Genomic DNA, 18,596 nt, shown 5'->3' on the forward strand with positions numbered 1-18,596 from the left:
CCGTGTGAAATGGATGTTTGTATACGAAGCTATGGGTCATAGCACTTGAGCTGCATAAATAGGCTGGCTCCCCGGGTAGGACTCGAACCTACAACACCGCGGTTACGATTGCCCTTGAGGTTTCCCTAAAGGATCGGACTATCTCATCGTCCACTTGGGACGTCGGGCGCTATCCCGGGCCTTATCAGATGGGTTCTTCAGCCCGTAGTCTCTGCACGTTTCCGCTTACTTCTATACCCTTCAGCGGACTTCGCTCAGGATTGCCGTGCCGCAACAGCGGTTTAGGTTTCCCTGAATTCACCCGATTTTCCATCCCGCCTCGCGACAGGACGCTGCATCTCTACAGCCGCGTGCTCTACCGATTGAGCTACCGGGGAGTACAATTTGTTGCTAAAGCCAACTCGTTAATTGTAAATGACATCCTGCTACTCGTCAAAGGCACTTCTTGAGACGAACATGTGTTTGTGTTATATTTTCGCTATGGATACTCGTAAATACTCAGACCGAAGAGAATATCTTATTAAAGCAGTCAAGAAAAGAAGGAAACGAGTTAGGGAAAAGGCCATTGAACAGCTCGGAGGAAAATGCAATAGATGTGGCTATCATAATTGTCAGGAAGCTCTCGAATTCCATCATACAGACGCTGCGAAGAAAGATTTCAGCATTTCTCAGAGCGGTCATTCTCGAAGCTGGGATCGTGTCAAACAAGAGTTGGGCAAATGTGTCTTGCTTTGTGCCAACTGTCATCGTGAGATTCACAACCGTCCTTGACATAAGAGGGGCATGTTCATATAGTTGAATTAATGCTTGTGAACATCCGCACGTAGTTAGGATAGCTATGTCGGGCAATGGAAAAGAACTCAGCGAATCGGAAATCCTCAAGTTCGTTGACGCATACATAGATTCCTTCATCGTTTGGGACATTATCCTTTTTTATTATCACAATCCAAGCGCCGTCGAAAACGCTGCCAGCTTGGCCAGCCGCTTAGGCCGGGCTGACAAAGACGTTAAAGCCAGCCTGGTTGAGCTGGCAAAAAGAGACGTTTTGGTGGCCAGTGACGGAGGCACATTCATATACTCTCCCGCTCCCGAATTAGCAACGCGCATCGAGTGCTTCAACAACGCGCTATCCGTCAGTAGCATGCGCCTGACGATTCTAAGCCAGGTCCTTAGCAAAGGAAAGGGCCGGCCGTGGAAACAAGACTAGAGACGGGTATAAAAGGTCTCGACGCGATGCTCGGGGGCGGCCTTTACGCGGGGACAGTCACCATAGTTCGGGGCGCGCCCGGCACCGGTAAAACCAGCTTCGGGATCGAGTTCCTGGCCAATGGCATTGAAAAGTACAACGAAACCGGTTTGTATGTAACCTTTGAGGAGTTCAGCGAGCAGATATTTCGCGACGCCGCCTCGTTGGGTTTCGATTTTCGCAAATACCAGGAGAGCGGTCAGCTCAAATTCCTATTCTCAAGCCCCCGCGTTTTCGCCAAGCAGCTGCAGGAACCGGGCGGCGAATTCGACCGGCTTCTGCTGGAAGGCAATGTTAAGAGAATCGTCGTGGACTCGATCAACAACGTCATCGAGGACATGAAGCCCAAGGACACCAGGGAGTTTCTTTATTCCTTCATCAACGGTTTGCGGCGGCATAGAACGACTGCCATAATCCTGCAGGAAGATACGCAGTTATTAGGCGACGGGTGTGTCGAGGAATCGGGTTTGTCCTATATAGTAGATTCGTTGATCCAACTTAGGTTCATCGAGATTAAGTCAGCTCTTCAGCGGGCCATTGTAGTCATCAAACAACGGGCGACTAAGAACGACAACCAAATCCGCAAGTTCGAAATAACCGATCGCGGCATCGTAATCGAAATGCCTTTCAAAGGCAAAGAAGGCCTGATGTCGGGTTCCCCCAGAGATATCGCCAAACGTATCGAGGAATTCTACAAGTAGTTATTCCAGGTAATCTTTCAACTTCTGACTGCGCAAAGGATGTTTCAGCTTGGCAAGCGTTTTGGATTCGATCTGCCTGATCCGTTCGCGGGTAACCCCGAACTCCCGGCCGACTTCCTCCAATGTCCTTGGATGCCCGTCCAACAGTCCGAACCGGTATTCGATAACGCGCCGTTCGCGCTCGTTAAGCGTGCCGAGGACCCCGCGAAGGTGTTCCTGCAGAAGCGCGAATGAAGCCGCCTCAAGTGGCACGGTCGCTTCCCGGTCCTCAATGAAGTCACCTATATGGCTGTCCTCTTCCTCGCCAATCGGAGTCTCTAAAGATACCGGTTCCTGCGAGACCTTCAAAACCTCCTGAACCTTCTCGACCGGCATATCCATGGCTTCAGCCAACTCTTCGGGTAAGGGTTCGCGCCCCAGATCCTGCAGTAGTTGACGCTGCGTGCGGCTGAGTTTATTAATGGTTTCCACCATATGAACCGGGATGCGGATTGTCCTGGCCTGGTCGGCGATAGCCCTGGTAATAGCCTGACGGATCCACCAGGTGGCGTAGGTTGAGAACTTAAACCCCCGCCGGTAATCGAACTTTTCGACTGCCCTTATCAGACCCAGGTTCCCCTCTTGAATGAGATCCAGGAATAGCATGCCCCGGCCGACATAGCGCTTGGCTATTGATACGACCAGCCGAAGGTTAGCCTCAACCAGCTTGGACTTAGCCCGCATATCGCCTTGCTCGATGCGCTTGGCCAGCTCGACTTCCTCGGCCGCGTTCAGCAGCGAGACTTTTCCGATTTCCTTAAGATACATTTTGACCGGATCGCCGGCGGCGACCTTAACCGCGCCGTCATCGTGACGGGCGGCGGTCTCCGCGGCACGCAGCTTTGCCGCTTCGCGCTCTTCATCTATTTCTTCCAGGTCCTGCCCCGCGATCGGCTCCAGGACGCTGTCCAGCGGCGTTCCGTGCAAGCCCGGCAGGACCTCAGCCTCCCCCTCCTCGGCTACTTCAATGCCCATATCCGCCAGTCTGGCGTAGATATCCTCTATCTGGTCGGCGTTGAGCTCTATTTCCTTGAACGCCTCGGTGAATTCGTCAACGGTAACGAAACCTTTTTCGCGGCCTGTCTCGATGAGCTCTTTTATCTTCCCGGCCGCCGCCTCTTGAACGGCGGCGCCTTCCGGCACGGCGGGCTCGTTTGGCGCTTTCGCTTTATCTTTGACCTGTGGTTCTTCCTTAGTCTTCGTTTGCTTTTTCTTTTTATCAGCCATTCTGGGCTAATATCTCCCTTCGCTCGGCTTCCAGTTTCAGAAGACGGCTAAATAATTCATCGTGCCTCGCCGCGTCTAACGCCGAGTCGACTTTTTGCATTTCAGCCTTCAATGTATTTATTCGCCGCGCGATTTCAAATTCCTTGATGCGCATCATAATATCCGCCGAAAATCTTTCAATGTCGTTCGTTTTTATGTCCTCCGTCGAAAGCGCCGTTACGGTCTGCCGGTCGCCTTCATCCGATAGTCTGCCAACCAGCCGACCGGCGTCAACGCCACCCTGGCCTGCGTATTCCTCTTTTATCAACTCATATACCGATCTAAGATCGGGGTGGGAAAAGTGTTCCGCGGACAGGTTCTCGAGAATCTGCCCGGAGCGTTCCGGATATTGAAGCGTAAGTTTAAGCACCTCGCGTTCGACATTTCTGGCCGGATCGCGTTTGGCCGGTGTGGCCGCCGGCGCTTGGCCTCTGACCGGTTCTTTCTGGCGTGAGTATTTCTTGAATTCGTCAAAAAGGGACTCGTACGACAATCCTAGAAAGTCGGCCACCCGCTTAAGATACTCTTCCCTGGCAACGGGGCTAGGCAGTACAGCGATTATTTCCATAGCCCTGGCGGCGGTCTTTTGCATGCCGGCGACCGTCTTGGTGTCGGCGCCGACAAAAACAGAGTTCAAACAAAAATCGACCAGCGGTTTGGCGCTTTTGATTAGCGCCTTGAACTCCTCTGCGCCTTTCTCAGTAACGAATTCAGCCGGGTCGGAACCGGGCGGCAGGGCCGCGACAAACATATCGAGATGTCGGCTTTCCGTCAGCTCCGCAAAGCGGCGGAACTCCGGACCCAAATAGAACTCCCTCATAAGATCCAGACCGCGCTCGGCCGCTTTCCGCCCTGCTTCGTCGGCGTCGAAGACAAAAACCACCCGGTGGGTGTATCGGGCGAGTAGTTTCAAATGATCGGCGCCTAAGGCTGTACCCAGTGTCGCGACTACATTCTCAACGCCTTTATCCATGAGGGCAATAACGTCCGTGTAGCCTTCAACGATAATCGCTTCCTTTTCTTTCTTTATGGAGTCTTTGGACCAGTTCAAGGCGTATAACGCCCGGCTTTTATGAAAAACCGGCGTTTCCGGGCTGTTTAGATACTTCGGCGTACCCTCTTCGATAATCCGTCCGCCGAAGCCGATTATCTTGTCAGTCAAATCTAAGATCGGGAATATTACACGTCCGCGAAAGCGGTCGTACGCTCGGTCCGGGTTCTTTTCCGACCTGACAACCAAGCCGGCGTCCATGAGTTCGTTTGTCTTGAATCCTTTGGCCGCCGCAAATTTGGCGAACGCCTCCCATTCGTCCGGGGCGAAGCCCAGCTTGAAACGGTCGATAACCGAGGGGCCGAAGCCGCGGCCGGCCAGGTAACCGAGGGCTTTCTTGCCCGACGGCTTCTTCAGGGCTCCGGAAAAGAACGCCAGCGCCGCCGCATTAGCGGCGTACGTTCTGGCCTGTTTGCCCTCGTCGGCCTTACGCCCCGGTGTTCCCTCGACAAAATGAAGCGTGTAGCCGACCCTGTCGGCAAGAGTCTTGACCGCTTCCGGAAAATCCAGGTTCTCCGTTTTCATTACGAAAGAAATGACGTTGCCACCCTCTCCGCAGCCAAAACAATGATATGTCTGCCGGTCTGGATTGACGACAAAGGAGGGTGTCTTCTCGTCGTGAAACGGGCATAAGCCCTTGAAGGTGCGGCCGGCCTTTTTTAGCTGAACCTGGGCGGATATGATATCGACGATATCGGCTCGTTGCCTGACTTCGTCAATGTCTTCATCTCTTATCAGGGGCAAGAATTATCACTCGCTAACAGTCTCTTGTCAGGTATTTTATTTATTATTTCCTATTTATTATTTAATGTTAGCCTTCCCAGACGCCGGGCATAAACAGATGAGTGTATTTCTTCAGCGCGAACGGATCGGTCATACCGGCCAGATAGTCGATTACTCGCGTGGGGAGATCCGCCCCGACGGCCGCGCCTTGTTCTTCCGGTAGCTGATCTGGATGTTCTATATAGTAAGAGTATAGTGAGCGCAACACGCCAGCGGCTTTCGCCTCCTCGGTCTTGGCTTGGGAGCCGACATAGACGTTTTCGAAAAGATATGCTTTCATGGCTTCCATGCTCTCGTACATCCCCGCACTCATCCGGATATCGTCCTCGTCGGTAGAATTCTTAATCAAATCAAGAACCATGTTGTTTATTCTGACGCTCCCAACAAGGCCGAGAACGGCAATCAAGTCAGCCGGCAAGTCCTTTTCTCTCAAAATGCCAGCCATCAGGGCATCTTCTATATCATGGTTAATATATGCGATCCGGTCGGCCAACCTGACCACCCGTCCTTCTAAAGTCGCGGGCATCAATTCTTCGACGTGGCAGCGAATGCCGTCGACTACTTCCCAGGAAAGATTAAGGCCTTCCCCGCCGTGTTCAAGAACCTGGACGACGCGCACGCTCTGTTCATGATGTTCGAATTTCCTATCTGTATACGGCGGCTGCCAGGCGTCTTCTCCGGTGTGCCCGAATGGGCTATGGCCAAGGTCATGGGCGAGGGCGATCGCTTCCGTTAAATCCTCGTTCAAACTCAGCGCCCGGGAAACGGTTCTAGCTACCTGCGACACTTCCAGGGTATGAGTCAAACGTGTCCGATAGTGGTCGCCTTCCGGGGACAGGAACACTTGCGTCTTGTGCTTCAAGCGCCGGAAGGACTTGGAATGGATGATCCGGTCGCGGTCGCGCTGAAAGCATGCCCTGATGTCGCTTTCAACCTCGGTGCGTTCACGACCTTTTGATTTGGCGCTTAACTGAGCTCGAGGAGAGAGAAACTGGGCTTCCCTCTCCTCGATCATTTCTCTGATATTCAAGTGCAGCCTTTCGTTGCAGATATTTACCAGGTGAGGTCGTCTTTCTCAGCCAACTCGTTGCCCGTTAACTTGTCCACCATAATCCGCTGCTCGACCTGCGCGACCAGTTTCCGTGTCGCTTTGACGGCGTCCGGATTAACGGAAATCGAATCTATCCCTGCTTTGACCAGGAAAACCGTGAAGTCCTCATATACGCTGGGGGCTTGGCCGCAGATGGAAACGGTTTTACCGTCGCGGTGCGCGGCTTCGATAAGATGCTTGATGGCACGTTTGACGGCCAGATTCCTCTCGTCGAAGATATCGGCCACGGTATCGTTATCGCGGTCGCAACCAAGGATCAGCATGGTCAGGTCGTTTGAGCCGATTGAGTAACCGTCGATGTACTTATTAAACTGGTCAGCCAGAATGATGTTGCTGGGAATCTCGGCCATCAGCCAAACCTTGAAGTCGGCGTTTCTTTCCAGACCTTCCTCGGCCATTATTCCGACGATCTTCTCCGCTTCGGCAACCGTCCGGCAGAACGGGATCATGACGTGCACGTTCTTTAATCCAAATTCTTCTCGAACCTTACGGACAGCCTTTACTTCAAGCTTAAAGGCCTCCTCGTATTTCGGATCATAGTAGCGGGAGGCACCGCGCCAGCCCAAAAGAGCCGAGGGCTCTTCCGGCTCGAACTCGTCGCCGCCCTTGAGGTCCCTATATTCGCTGCTCTTAAAATCACTGAAGCGAAGGACGATCGGCCGGGGAGCCATGGCGGCGGCGACCGTCCGGAAGGCGTCCGCCAGCTGGTCGACGACCTTTTCCGGGTGACCTTCCTTGATAAGGTATAACGGGTGCTCGTGAATCGAGGTCGTCCAGATGAACTCCTCGCGCATCAAACCGATACCGTCGCACGGCAGAATAGCGTACTTCTCGGCCAGTTCCGGATCGCCCAGGTTCATATATATCTTGGTTCCCGTTACGGGCGCCTGCTCTGCCGCGACGACTTCGCCGACGGCCGCGGCTGCTTGTTTCTTAACCGCTTCCTCAAGGATGCCTTCATATACGACACCGTTCTTGGCGTCGACCGTAATATCGCCCCCGTTTTTGATCGCTTTTGTCGCCGGCGTGCCTTTGCTCTTTGTTCCGACGATGCAGGGGATGCCCATTTCCCGACTGACTATAGCCGCGTGACAGGTCATGCCGCCTGAGTCCGTAACTATCGCCGAGGCCTTACGCATGGCCGGCACCCAATCCGGCGCGGTCATCTCGGTTACCAATACTTCGCCGTCTTTGAACTCGCCGATCCGGTCGGCGGTCGGGATTAAGTGCGCTTTACCCGCGGCCAAGCCCGGCGATGCCGGCAGGCCTCGAACGATTACCTTTCGGTCGGTGGTTGTCGCCACGGTCGCTTCCTCCGCTTGTGGTTCGCCTGCCCTCGCCCAGACGGTCTCGGGACGGGCCTGCAAGATAAACAGCTTGTTAGTGCGTTCGTCAACAGCCCACTCAATGTCCATGGGACGTTTATAATGCTTCTCAATCGCGTTGGCGAATTTCGCCAGTCCGATAACTTGATCTTCCTGAATGCAAGGAATGTCGGCTTTCTTGGCGGGCACGTCTTTTTCGACGGTGCCGCCTTTCGGATCGCGTAAAAGCATGACCGGTTTGTGGACGATGTTTTGACGGACGATTTTCAGGCTTTTTTTGTCTACGGCGAACTCGTCAGGCACGACATTGCCGCCGACTACATATTCGCCCAATCCATAGCTGCCCTCGATTAGGATCACCGACTGATCACCGTTGCTCACATCAAGCGTAAACATGACGCCAGCCGATTTAGAATAGACCATCATCTGCACCGTCGCGCTCAAACCAACCGACATGTGGTCGAACCCTTTCTGCACCCGGTAGTAGATGACGCGGTCGGTGAACAGTGAGCTATAACATTCCTTGATCTTCTCGACAACTTGGGAGTCGCCGTGAATATTCAGATATGTCTCTTGCTGTCCGGCGAAGCTTGCGTCGGGCAGGTCTTCGGCAGTTGCGGATGAGCGCACGGCCACGAAAGGTTCTTTCTCGCCGGCCTTCTTCGCCAAAGCGCGGTAAGATTCTATGATTGATTTTTCCAGGTCGGCAGGCATCTTGGCGTCCATGATCATCTTCCGGACCGCCTTGCCCACTTTCTGGAGAGCGTCACTATTTTCGATGTCTTTGAGTTCGGCCAGCTTGGCGGTCATTTTTTCCCTCAAGCCAGCCTTGTCGATAAAGTGCCAGTAAGCCGTCGCGGTCGTCGCGAATCCGTACGGCACCGGGACCTTGGTCTTCGAGGTCATCTCACCTAGAGACGCCGATTTCCCGCCAACTAGCGGTACGGCGTCGATGCCGAATTCGTCAAACCACAGAACGTATTCCTTAGCTTTATCGCGTACTACCATGGGCCACCTCCGAATCAAGACACGCGTTTTAGAGACTCATTGTATATCAGGCCAAAGGCCTAAACAAGCATTTACGTCAGCGGTTGAGCGACCGCCGGAAAGCCCATGATTATCTCCTGGGCGATCTCCTCGACGGCTTTGCCCGTCACGTCTATCGTCCGGCAACGCAGCCGCCTCATCAGCTCCGTGCTGAACCTGATTTCCTTCAAGATATAGGTCGGGTCGGCGTATTGCGCGTCGGAGAGTTCGGGCATGACTTTAAGCCGCCGGATACGGATATCGTGCAAGCGTTTGGGGTTGATGGTCAAGCCGATTATCTTCTCCCTGTCCATCTTGAAGAGTTCCTTCGGATACGGCAACCCGTAAACCAGAGGAATGTTGGCGACCTTCCAACCGCGATAGGCCAGATAAATGCTCAAGGGCGTTTTGCCGGTTCGGGACACGCCGACCAGGATAATATCCGCTTTTTTTAGGTCGTCGATTTCGGAGCCGTCGTCATGGCGAACCGTAAACTGAATGGCGTCGATCCACTGGAAATATTCTTGGTCGAGACGAACGATCGGGCCGGGTTCCGTTGACGGCGCTTTGCCCGTGACCGTGTCCAGCGCGTCCAGGGCCGGGCTTAGAACATCCAGCGCGTTTATTCCGGCAGCTTTGATCTCACGGCGGAAGAAGTCGCGGAACTCCGGCTTGACCAGCGTGTAAAAGACCACAGCCTTGTCGATCTTAGCCCGTTTGATGACCGTTTCCAACCGGTCTTTGTTGTTTACGGCCGGCACCATGATGATATTGAAATCGGTGTCGGGGAACTGCCCGGTCGCCGCGCGGGCTACGCGCTCGGCCGTCTCTCCTGAGAAATCAGATACGGCGTAGATGGTTACAGGCACTATTCGCCAATCCTTATGATTTTTGAGAAATCGGCAACGGCCAGATAAAGCCGGGTCGTCTTCTTAAGGAGCGACAGGCGATTGGCCCGGATCTTCTCGTCCTTGTCCATAACCAGGACGTCGTCGAAGTACTTGTCAATGGCCGGCCGCATGTTTGCCAAGGCTTTCATATAGGCCAGGACATTACCGGTCTCCAGGTATTTTTCATACGCCGCTTCGCCGGACTCGGCCGCGGCCAGAAGTTTTCCCTCAGAAGGATGCGTGAACCTGGTCGCGTCGACGTGTCCGTCTTTAGCGGCTTTGGACAGGTTGTGGCACCTCTCAAAACCGGTCAGCACGTCGTCCAAGACCTTGGCGCCGATAAGTCCGTTCAGGACCCGAGCCGTGGACTCCAAAGCCGCCAGGTCGTTCAACTCGCCTTCCAGGACGGCGTCGGCTACGTCGTAACGGTAACCCTTGCTGGTGAAATGGAACTTAAGCCGCCCGCGGAAGAAGGTCTCGATGTCCGCGAACACGTCTCCCGCCGACCGTGTCTTAACCTTTTGTCTTTCATAGAGAAAGAAGGCCTTAGCGATGAGCGGTTCAAGCTCCAAGGGCGATCCCTTGTCGAGGATAACGGAAACAATGGCCTGACCTTGCCGCCTCAGCGCGTAAGGGTCTTCGCTGCCGGTCGGAATCAGTCCGATGGCGAAACAACCCACGATCGTATCCAGCTTATCGGCGATGCTGACGGCAATCCCCGTCTTAGTTGCCGGCAATTTATCGCCGAAGTTGCGAGGCAGATAATGCTCGGAAATGGCACAGGAAACGGCTTTGGGATGCCCCTCGTTCCTGGCGTATTCCTCGCCGATGACGCCTTGCAGATCCGGGAACTCCCTGACCATGCTAGTGGTCAAATCGGCTTTAGCCAGCTCAGCCGCACGTTCGGTTTCCGCGACCTCATCGTCGGCATAGTCTAGCTGGTCGGCGATTTCGGCGGCCAACTTCTTGATACGCTTAGTCTTCTCGAAGACCGTGCCAAGTTTGTCTTGAAAAACGATGCCCTTTAAATCGGCGACCCGATCCGCCAGAGTTTTCTTTCCGTCCTCGTCAAAGAAGAACAAGGCGTCGGCCAGGCGCGCTCTGATGACGCGTTCATGCCCGCTTCTGATCAGATCAGCCGAGTCGACCGGGCCGTTATGGACGACAATGAAACGAGGCAGCAGCTTACCTTTATCGTTCTCTATCGGGAAGTATCTTTGATGGCTTTCCATGGCGGTTACGGTTACGCAACGCGGCAGCTTCAAAAACGTGTCGTCAAAGGTCCCGACGATAGCGTTAGGCGTCTCGACCAGGAAATCGACTTCCTGCAGAACCTTAGTGTCGGCGACGCGGCCGCCGGTTATTTTTGCCGCTTCGTCAATTTTCTTGGCAATCAGCTTGCGCCGCTCAATGTGATCGAGGACGATTCCGGCTTTGGCGATTTTCGTAAGATAGTCCGCCGGATTCTTGACTGTAATTGGCTTGCTGTTTAGATTGCGCGGGCCATAGGTGACCGTGCCGGCGTCGATCATCTCAAACTCAATCGGCAGTTTTGTGTCTCCTAAAAGAGCGACAATCCACCTGACAGGCCGGGCGAAACGCGTTTCGTATCCGGCCCAGCGCATGGACTTGTCAAACTCCAACGACATAGCGAGTTTTCTTAGCGCGCCGGGCAGCACCTCGACGGCCTTTGGCGCCGGCTTTTTCTTAATCGCGAATACATATTCCCCCTTGCCTTCCGTCCTGATGACAAGCTGTTTAGGGTCTACACCCTGGGATTTCGCGAAACCGACGACAGCTTGGGTTATCCGGCCGGCCCCGTCGTAAGCGACAGCCCTGGCCGGACCTTTGACCATAACGGTCGTTGCCTCGCCCTCGGCTTTTACGTTCTTGACCAAAACCACCAGACGCCTTGGCGTCGCCATAACCTTGATCTTCCCATGAGGGACGCCGGTTTCAACCAGCAGATTCGGCGCCTTTTCTATCAGCTGTTTAACGGCCGACTCACAGGCGCCGGCGGGCAGCTCCTCCACGCCGATCTCGAATAAAAGGTCCCGCTCAGCCACTGTTATTCTTCCCGGATTTGGACAGGAGCGGAAATCCCATTTCTTCGCGCTGGGTTAGATAAGCGGCGGCGCAAGCCTTGGCCATCCCGCGCACACGGCCGATGAAGCCCGCCCGTTCGGTCACGCTAATGGCGCCCCTCGCGTCCAGAAGGTTAAAGGTATGCGAGCACTTCAGGCAGTAATCGTACGCCGGCAGGATCAAACCCGCCTTGATGGCCGACTTTGACTCGGCTTCGTACATATTGAATAGGTCGAATAGCATAGACGTGTCGGCGACCTCGAAGTTATAGGTCGACCACTCGACCTCGCTTTGGTGATGAATCTCGCCGTACTTTATGCCCGCCTTCCATTCGATGTCGAAGACGCTGTCGACGCTCTGGATATACATGGCCAACCGTTCAAGCCCGTAGGTCAGCTCAACGCTGACCGGTTTGACGTCTATGCTTCCGACCTGCTGGAAGTATGTAAACTGGGTACATTCCATCCCGTCGATCCAGACTTCCCAGCCCAATCCCGACGCGCCCAGCGTCGGCGATTCCCAATCGTCTTCGACGAACCTGATGTCGTGCTTCTTTATGGCGACCCCCAGGGATTCAAGGCTCCTTAGATACAGGTCCTGGATGTCGTCAGGGCTGGGTTTCATGACTACCTGAAACTGGTAGTAGAACTGCAGACGGTTTGGGTTGTCGCCATAGCGGCCGTCGGTGGGACGCCGGCTCGGCTCGACATAGCAGACGTTCCACGGCTCAGGGCCTAGCGCACGCAAAAACGTCGCCGGATTGAACGTTCCGGCTCCTACTTCCACGTCATAGGGTTGGACCAGCAAGCAACCCTGCTTGGTCCAGTAATCAGACAGCTTGAGGATAATCTCTTGGAAGTTCAAGGGTTATTTAAGCTCCTTTGGTATTGGTAAATAGTAGCAAATCACGTGGTCGTCTGTCGAGAACAGGCGTCTGCACTGGGGTCAGGCACGGGGCCAGGCCCCGTGCCTGACCCCCTTTCGGGTTATATGTCCAGGAGCCTGGGGCTTTTTAGCTTGCGGTCAAGGTGGTAAGCGACGAACATTTCCGTTAACCGGGCGATGCCCTTGACGTTGTCAGCGTTAAAGTCCAGCTCCTGCCATCGCGCCAGCGGCGTATCCAAGGCCTGCTCAATGTGGGCGCGGGTTTCCGGCGAAACCGCTACCGCCTCCGGGTCGCGCGGCAGGCAGCCGTCGCACAGCAAACCGCCGTATTTCAGGCTGAAATACGCTTGCTCTGAGGCCTCCGGCAAAGGCCCGGCGCAAGCGGGACAGCGGGACAAGTGCGGCCGGTATCCCAGAATCACCATCAGCTTCAACTGAAAAACAGTCAATAACGTCCGGTAGTTGCCGGCGGCGTCCTTCAGGCACTGCAGCGCGGCCAGTAACAACGAAAAGGAGTCGTACGATTCCTCGCGCTCCTGGCCGACCTTGTCGATCAGCTCCAGCAAGACCGAACCGTACTTGAGTTTTTCCAGGTCGGCGCGGATTTCCTTAAACGACATGATGATTTCGGCCTGCTGGATGATGTCGAGCGATTTGCCCTCGTAGAACATCATATCCGCCACGGTAAACGGCTCCAGCGTCCCGCCGAATTTGCTCTTGGTCTTCCGGGCGCCCTTGGCGACCGCCCGTATCTTACCCCGGCTGCCGCTGTATAGAATGATGATCTTGTCCGCTTCACCCAGTTTGAAGGTGTTCAGAACAATCGCTTTGGCTTTATAAGTAGGCACTTTCTATTCGGCGCATTCTTCCAAAATAGGGACGGCGTGAGAGGTGCCGATGCGGGTGGCGCCGGCCTCGATGAGCTCGAGCGCTTTGTCGCAGGTTTTGATGCCGCCGCTTGCCTTGACGCCGACGTCGAAACCGACTATTTCCCTGATCAACTTGACGTCTTTGGCCGTAGCCCCGCCCGATCCGAAACCGGTCGACGTTTTCACAAAATCCGCGCCGGACATTTTAACGATTTCCGAAGCCTGCCTTTTCTGCTGATCGGTAAGATAGCAGGCCTCAATGATGACCTTGATCGTAATAGTCTGGCCGAGCTGAGGTTCTTTGGCGCGGGCCAGTTTGACGACGGATTCGATACCTCTTTTAACCAGCTCCAACCGCCCCGACTTCAAGGCGCCGACGTTCATAACCATGTCTATTTCGTTGGCGCCCCGCCCGATACAGTCCAAGGCTTCGAAGCTCTTGACCCGGACCGTCGACTGGCCCAGGGGAAAATCAACCACCGAGCCGACTTTCACGTCGCTGCCTTTTAACAGATTGACGGCCAATCCCACGTATGCCGGATTGACGCAGACGCTGGCGACATGGAATTCCTTAGCTTCCGCGCACAGCTTCCGGATTTGTTTTTCGGTGGTGTTGGCCTGCAGCGCCGCGTAATCGATCATTTTGGCAAGTTGAAACCTATTTACCGGCATAGGCTTGTCCTCCTTATTCTTCCGTCAATCGGGTGATCGCGGCCTCTCGTTTGCGCCAGTCCTTCTCCACCCCGACCCATAATTTCAGATTCACCTTGGTCCCCAGAAGCGCCTCAATATCGCGCCGGGCGCGGGTGCCGACTTCCTTCAACATAGCGCCGCCTTTACCGATGATGATCCCCTTCTGGCTGTCCCGCTCGACAAAAATAGCGGCCTCTATGTCAACGATGTTCTTGCCCGCCCGCTCGGACATCTCCTCGATTATCACTGCTACACTATGCGGAACCTCTTTTCTTGTCAACTCCAGGATTTTCTCCCGGATGAACTCGGCAACAATGAAGCGCTCCGGCTGGTCAGTAAGCATATCTTGAGGATAAAGCAAGGGTCCTTCGGGCAGCAGCCCGACTAACGCGGTGACAAGAATGTCTACGTTTCGCCCCGTTCTGGCGGACATGGGGATTATGGCCGCGAACTCTCCGAGCCGCTTTATCTCTTCCTCGCGCGCCGCGACCTCCCGGTTGGTGAGCTTATCGATTTTATTCAAGGCGACAATTGCCGGGGTACCGGCGTTCTTGACATGTTCCGCGACATATTGATCGCCCAGACTGTCTTCACGAGTCGCGTCGACCAGGAATAAGACCGCGTCGACTTCCGATAGCGTCCCGACCACCAGCCGGTTCAGCCTGGCGCCAAACACATTATGGGCTTTATGAAAGCCGGGCGTATCGACGAAAATTATCTGGACGTCAGGACGCGTGATGATACAACGGATAGTGTTCCTCGTCGTCTGCGGTTTCCGGCTGGTGATGGCGACCTTGGCGTGAGCGAATGTGTTGATAAGAGTCGACTTGCCGACGTTGGTGCGCCCGACCACCCCGACAAACCCGGAGCGGTGTTCCTTGAATTCTCCCATCAGCCGCCGTCCCCCATATCCAACCGCAGAACCAAGCGATCCTCGCCCCGGCCGTACTTCTCGCGATGTTCGTCAACGATCTTGAAACCGGCTTCCTCATAGATTTTTATGGCAGCTTCATTGTCAGGCCGGACGGTTAGCTCCAGGCCGTGAACGCCCTCTTCTCGCAATAGTTTGATCATTTCAGCCAGAAACCTCGCTCCCAAGCCTTGCCCCCGCCACTTTTCGATAATCCCGAAACCGGCTAGATAGACGGTTTCGGGGTCGTCCCAATCCCTGACGACTTGCGCGGTCCCGACAAACTTGCCGCCCGCCTCCATGACATAGTTGCGCCCGTGTTCGGCAAATATCGGCAGGTCCCACTGCCTGAAACAACATTCTTGATGAATTTCGCGCTCACGTACGGCCAGTTCCTCAAGCGCCGCCGCGTCAAGCCGGCCCGTATGTCTAATGACGATCTTCACATTTCTTCCCCTCGAGCTTGAATGCATGAGGCAGATACTTGGTGAGTTTTTTTACGGAGATACCGCCGTCGGCGTTCTCGGTGATGATTTCCAACTCCGGGTCGAATTCCGCCAGACTCTGCAGACACGCGCCGCAGGGAACAACGGGGTATTGTTTGCTGTTATAGACAGCGATCTTTAGGAATTCCCGTTCGCCCTCCGAGACGGCCTTTGCCAGCGCCGCCCGCTCGGCGCATAACGACAATGAGTAGCTTGAGTTTTCCATGTTGCCGGCGGTATAGACCAGGCCGCTGTCGGCCAAGAGCGCCGCCCCCACTTGGAAACCGGAGTATGGAGCATAGGCCTTGCCGGCCGCCTCCTTAGCCATGTTTAAAAGCTTTCTGTTCTCTACCATCAACCCCGCCCCCTCACCTGGAAAAACGGATTGACCTTTATCTCCCGCCCGAGCCGCGTCGACGGTCCGTGTCCCGGATAGACGATCGTTTCCTCCGGCAATAGCCTTAGCTTGTCGAGCGAGTCCAGTAATTGATCGACGCTTCCGCCGGGAAAATCGGTCCGGCCGACCGCTCCTTCGAACAGCAGATCCCCGGAGAATATCGCGCCTTCTGTCAAAACAGAGCAGCTGCCCGCGCTATGACCGGGCGTATGCATAATCTTAAACTCCAGCCCGTCTAAGTCGAACTTCATCCCGTCGGCCAGTTCTTTATCAGCGAACGGAAGACTGTCGGCCGGATGACCGTAGATGGCGCCGCCTTTGGCTTGTTTCAGTTCCTTCGCCGCTTGGATATGGTCGAAATGCGCGTGAGTCGTGACGATATAGGTGAGCTGAAGCCGGTCTTCCTCAAGCGCCGAGATTATCTTACCAACGTCTTCGCCCGGGTCGATGACCATAGCTTTACCCCCTTGAACGGAGGCCGCTATATAACAATTCGTCTCCAGGGGCCCCACCACTACTGTTTTGATTATCATCCTAGCTCCCAGTCTAAGTCGGCAGGACGCGGTAAGCGTCGAACACGCCGTCGATCTTCTTTATATTCAGCAAAACGTCCTTTAACAGCGACACGTTGCCAACCTCGAAGATAAGTTTGGTCGTGGTCACGTTCTCGCGATCTATAGCCACGGACGCGCTCATGATGTTGATGTTGTATTCGGCCAGCACATTGGTGATATCGCGCAAAAGTTTGGTCCGGTCCAGCGCTTCCACCTTAACCTCGACGGGAAAGGCCGCCGCCACCTTGTCGGCCCACTTTACCTTGATGAACCGGTCGGGTTCGTTCTTCAAATCCTTAACGTTCGGGCAGTCGGAGCGGTGGATCGAAACCCCGCGGCCACGGGTGATGAAGCCGACGATCACGTCCGGCGGCACGGGATTGCAGCATCTGCCTAAACGTACCAGGACGTCCCCCAATCCTTCGACAACCACGCCGCTGCCGCCTGGTTTGCCGGCTTTCGCCCTGGCCCGAGCCGCTTCCTTGATCGACTCCAGCGTGACTTTGTCTTCCGGCTCTTTCGGCGCCTCCCCGGTGAGTTTGTGCATAATCCGGTTGACGATGTGGGTAGCGGAGACCGCCCCGTTGCCGATGTTCAGGTATAAATCGTTGACGCCTTCAAAGTGCGCCTCGCGGGCGATCTCGGCCAGCAGCTCGTCGGCCATCGCTTTCTTCATCGCCAAGCCTTGTTTGCGGACAGCTTTCTGCAGCGCCTCCCGGCCGAGCTCCAGGTTCTCTTTTTTCTCAATCCTGGCGAAATACTGCCTGATCTTGTTCTTAGCCCGGTTCGTCTTGACCAGGTTCAACCAGTCCCGGCTTGGTCCGCTGCTCGATTTTGAGGTCATGATCTCTACCGTATCGCCGCTATCGAGCTCGTAACTCAGCGGGACGATCCGCCCGTTTATCCGGGCGCCGACGCAGGTATTGCCGACGTCGGTATGAACCGTATAGGCGAAATCAAGCGGCGTCGCGCCGCGCGGGAAGCTTAGGACCTGGCCTTTGGGCGTAAAGACATAAACTTCGTTCTCCATCAGGTCGATGCGCAAGGTCTCCATGAATTCCTTGGGGTCCTTGACCTCGCTTTGCCACTCCAGCATCTGCCGGAGCCAGGCCAGGCGCTCCTCGAATTCGTCCCTGCCCTTTTCGCCTTCCTTATATCTCCAGTGGGCGGCAATGCCATACTCGGCCGTCCGGTGCATCGCCTTGGTCCTGATCTGGATTTCCAGATGCTTGCCTCCCGGTCCGACGACAGTCGTGTGGAGGCCCTGGTACATGTTGAACTTGGGCATGGCGATGTAATCCTTAAACCGGCCGGGTATCGGCTTATAGATGGCGTGGATGGCGCCCAACGCCGCGTAGCAGTCCTTGATCGAATCAACGATGACGCGGATGGCGATCAGGTCGTAAATCTTGGCGAACTCGACGTGGTCGCGAATCATCTTACGGTAGATACTGTAGTAGTGCTTGGCCCTTCCTCTGATCTCCGCCTTGATCTTGCTTTTCTTCAGGTCGTCCTTGATGGCGGCCATAATCTCATGTAAGTACGCCTCTCGCTCCTGAGCCCTCTGACTAACCAGATGAACGATTTCGGCGTACTGCTTCGGATACAGGTTCAGGAATGCCAGGTCCTCAAGTTCGTCCTTGATCTGGTACATTCCCAACCTGTGGGCCAGAGGCGCGTACACATCCAAAGTTTCCTGCGCCTTAAGGCGCTGCTTCTCCGAGCTTAAGTGAGACAGCGTCCGCATGTTATGAAGACGGTCGGCCAATTTGATCAAAATCACCCTGATGTCCTTGGCCATGGCTACGAGCATCTTGCGAATGCTTTTTACCTGGTCTTCCTCGGATTTCTTAAACTTGATGCGGCTGATTTTGGTCACGCCGTCCACCAAAGCCGCGATTTCCGGACCGAATTCCTTCTCGATCTCGGCGACGGTGGCCGAGCTGTCTTCAACCACATCGTGTAGGAGCCCCGCGGCGATTGACGGGGTGTCCAGCTCCAGGCCGGCCAAAATCTCGGCTACGCCAAGCGGATGAAGGATATACTGCTCGCCTGACTTTCGGAACTGGTCCGTGTGGCTGCGGTAAGCGAACTCATAAGCCCGTTTGATGAGCTTGATATCAACGTCTTTGTTGTATTTCTTAACCTTCTTTATAAGGCCTTCTACCATGAGCCAAGTTTAGCATAGGTTGATTGTTTGACTTGGTTTACTAGACTATTCTACAATTAGAGTGCTTGACGAGCGCGAGCGTTCAAGCCGTTGGAGGGAACTGCCGATAA

Annotated in this window: 16 protein-coding genes; 2 read left to right on the forward strand and 14 right to left on the reverse strand. The window is 54.9% G+C overall.

Annotation, left to right across the window (positions count from 1 at the left end; genetic code table 11):
- Positions 1-838 precede the first annotated feature (838 nt).
- Both WC891_00560 and WC891_00565 read left to right on the forward strand, forming a co-directional pair.
- Positions 839-1,207 (forward strand): hypothetical protein, encoded by a 369-nt coding sequence (locus WC891_00560; protein MFA5866445.1) that lies wholly within the window; start codon positions 839-841, stop codon positions 1,205-1,207.
- Positions 1,192-1,947 (forward strand): ATPase domain-containing protein, encoded by a 756-nt coding sequence (locus WC891_00565; protein MFA5866446.1) that lies wholly within the window; start codon positions 1,192-1,194, stop codon positions 1,945-1,947. Before WC891_00560 ends, WC891_00565 begins: the two co-directional genes overlap by 16 nt.
- On the opposite strand, the gene rpoD is transcribed toward WC891_00565, so the two are convergent.
- The 14 genes from rpoD to WC891_00635 form a co-directional block, all read right to left on the reverse strand.
- Positions 1,948-3,213, reverse strand: a complete 1,266-nt coding sequence (gene rpoD / locus WC891_00570) for an RNA polymerase sigma factor RpoD (GenBank protein MFA5866447.1) — start codon at positions 3,211-3,213, stop codon at positions 1,948-1,950.
- Complete coding sequence (gene dnaG, locus WC891_00575; GenBank protein ID MFA5866448.1) at positions 3,206-5,047, reverse strand: DNA primase; 1,842 nt, start codon at positions 5,045-5,047, stop codon at positions 3,206-3,208. The genes rpoD and dnaG overlap by 8 nt, the downstream gene beginning before the upstream one ends.
- 67 nt (positions 5,048-5,114) lie before the next feature.
- Positions 5,115-6,116: a deoxyguanosinetriphosphate triphosphohydrolase gene (locus WC891_00580; protein ID MFA5866449.1), complete on the reverse strand. Its 1,002-nt coding sequence runs from the start codon at positions 6,114-6,116 to the stop codon at positions 5,115-5,117.
- 23 nt (positions 6,117-6,139) lie between these two features.
- Positions 6,140-8,530 carry a phosphoenolpyruvate synthase gene (gene ppsA / locus WC891_00585; protein ID MFA5866450.1) on the reverse strand — a complete coding sequence of 797 codons (2,391 nt, stop codon included), beginning with the start codon at positions 8,528-8,530 and terminating at the stop codon, positions 6,140-6,142.
- A 71-nt stretch (positions 8,531-8,601) separates the two neighbouring features.
- Positions 8,602-9,417, reverse strand: coding sequence for a pyruvate, water dikinase regulatory protein (locus WC891_00590; GenBank protein MFA5866451.1), 816 nt, complete (start codon positions 9,415-9,417; stop codon positions 8,602-8,604).
- The gene (gene glyS, locus WC891_00595) at positions 9,417-11,504 is read right to left on the reverse strand and encodes a glycine--tRNA ligase subunit beta (protein ID MFA5866452.1); all 2,088 of its coding nucleotides are present in this window, start codon (positions 11,502-11,504) and stop codon (positions 9,417-9,419) included. The genes WC891_00590 and glyS overlap by 1 nt, the downstream gene beginning before the upstream one ends.
- On the reverse strand, positions 11,497-12,387 hold the full coding sequence (glyQ, locus tag WC891_00600) for a glycine--tRNA ligase subunit alpha (GenBank protein MFA5866453.1): 891 nt from the start codon (positions 12,385-12,387) through the stop codon (positions 11,497-11,499). The genes glyS and glyQ overlap by 8 nt, the downstream gene beginning before the upstream one ends.
- A 122-nt stretch (positions 12,388-12,509) precedes the next feature.
- The gene (gene recO, locus WC891_00605) at positions 12,510-13,256 is read right to left on the reverse strand and encodes a DNA repair protein RecO (protein ID MFA5866454.1); all 747 of its coding nucleotides are present in this window, start codon (positions 13,254-13,256) and stop codon (positions 12,510-12,512) included.
- Between the two features lie 3 nt (positions 13,257-13,259).
- On the reverse strand, positions 13,260-13,949 hold the full coding sequence (gene deoC / locus WC891_00610) for a deoxyribose-phosphate aldolase (protein ID MFA5866455.1): 690 nt from the start codon (positions 13,947-13,949) through the stop codon (positions 13,260-13,262).
- A 13-nt stretch (positions 13,950-13,962) separates the two neighbouring features.
- Positions 13,963-14,862, reverse strand: coding sequence for a GTPase Era (gene era, locus WC891_00615; GenBank protein MFA5866456.1), 900 nt, complete (start codon positions 14,860-14,862; stop codon positions 13,963-13,965).
- Entirely contained in the window at positions 14,862-15,326 is a 465-nt protein-coding gene (locus WC891_00620; GenBank protein ID MFA5866457.1) for a GNAT family N-acetyltransferase, read from the reverse strand. Before WC891_00620 ends, era begins: the two co-directional genes overlap by 1 nt.
- The gene (gene cdd / locus WC891_00625; protein MFA5866458.1) at positions 15,310-15,720 is read right to left on the reverse strand and encodes a cytidine deaminase; all 411 of its coding nucleotides are present in this window, start codon (positions 15,718-15,720) and stop codon (positions 15,310-15,312) included. Before cdd ends, WC891_00620 begins: the two co-directional genes overlap by 17 nt.
- Complete coding sequence (locus WC891_00630) at positions 15,720-16,295, reverse strand: MBL fold metallo-hydrolase (GenBank protein MFA5866459.1); 576 nt, start codon at positions 16,293-16,295, stop codon at positions 15,720-15,722. Before WC891_00630 ends, cdd begins: the two co-directional genes overlap by 1 nt.
- 13 nt (positions 16,296-16,308) lie before the next feature.
- Entirely contained in the window at positions 16,309-18,486 is a 2,178-nt protein-coding gene (locus tag WC891_00635; GenBank protein MFA5866460.1) for a bifunctional (p)ppGpp synthetase/guanosine-3',5'-bis(diphosphate) 3'-pyrophosphohydrolase, read from the reverse strand.
- Between the last annotated feature and the right edge of the window lie 110 nt (positions 18,487-18,596).

This window comes from Actinomycetota bacterium (assembly GCA_041658625.1).
In the GTDB taxonomy this organism is placed as follows: Bacteria; Actinomycetota; JAHEXW01; order JAHEXW01; family JAHEXW01; genus JBAZZW01.

What these genes read in the sequence shown, in the direction of transcription:
- WC891_00560 (MFA5866445.1), top strand. Translation starts at nt 839, where the DNA reads ATGTCGGGCAATGGAAAAGAACTCAGCGAATCGGAAATCCTCAAGTTC.
- rpoD (MFA5866447.1), bottom strand. Translation starts at nt 3,213, where the DNA reads ATGGCTGATAAAAAGAAAAAGCAAACGAAGACTAAGGAAGAACCACAG.
- ppsA (MFA5866450.1), bottom strand. Translation starts at nt 8,530, where the DNA reads ATGGTAGTACGCGATAAAGCTAAGGAATACGTTCTGTGGTTTGACGAA.
- deoC (MFA5866455.1), bottom strand. Translation starts at nt 13,949, where the DNA reads ATGCCGGTAAATAGGTTTCAACTTGCCAAAATGATCGATTACGCGGCG.
- era (MFA5866456.1), bottom strand. Translation starts at nt 14,862, where the DNA reads ATGGGAGAATTCAAGGAACACCGCTCCGGGTTTGTCGGGGTGGTCGGG.
- cdd (MFA5866458.1), bottom strand. Translation starts at nt 15,720, where the DNA reads ATGGTAGAGAACAGAAAGCTTTTAAACATGGCTAAGGAGGCGGCCGGC.
- WC891_00630 (MFA5866459.1), bottom strand. Translation starts at nt 16,295, where the DNA reads ATGATAATCAAAACAGTAGTGGTGGGGCCCCTGGAGACGAATTGTTAT.
- WC891_00635 (MFA5866460.1), bottom strand. Translation starts at nt 18,486, where the DNA reads ATGGTAGAAGGCCTTATAAAGAAGGTTAAGAAATACAACAAAGACGTT.